This is a genomic window from Streptococcus pseudopneumoniae (assembly GCF_001072315.1).
In the GTDB taxonomy this organism is placed as follows: Bacteria; Bacillota; Bacilli; order Lactobacillales; family Streptococcaceae; genus Streptococcus; species Streptococcus pseudopneumoniae_R.
Genome location: NZ_JVLI01000046.1, coordinates 1 through 264, shown reverse-complemented (window position 1 = coordinate 264; position 264 = coordinate 1). Strand labels below are relative to the sequence as shown.

The 264-nt window shown below is 37.5% G+C and carries 1 pseudogene; it reads right to left on the bottom strand.

Going from position 1 to position 264, the window contains the following annotated elements:
* Window positions 1-149 precede the first annotated feature (149 nt).
* Window positions 150-264, bottom strand: a pseudogene (locus ADH54_RS11755) (IS630 family transposase); the annotation flags it as partial.

Genomic DNA, 264 nt, shown 5'->3' with positions numbered 1-264 from the left:
GTCAGTAACCATACCTACGGTAAGGCGACGCTGACGTGGTTTGAAGAGATTTTCGAAGAGTATGAACACAATGTGATACTTACAGTGCTACTTTGTGTACGATAAACTATGAACCTTTTGGACCATATTTTTCTCCTTTCGCTTTATAGTCAATTGAAACAAGAACAAGACAAAAGAGCCTCGAAAAAAGTATTACAACTCGGTAATACCTTTTTGAGGTGCTTTTTGATATGAGCCCATGTTTTCTCAATAGGATTGTACTCA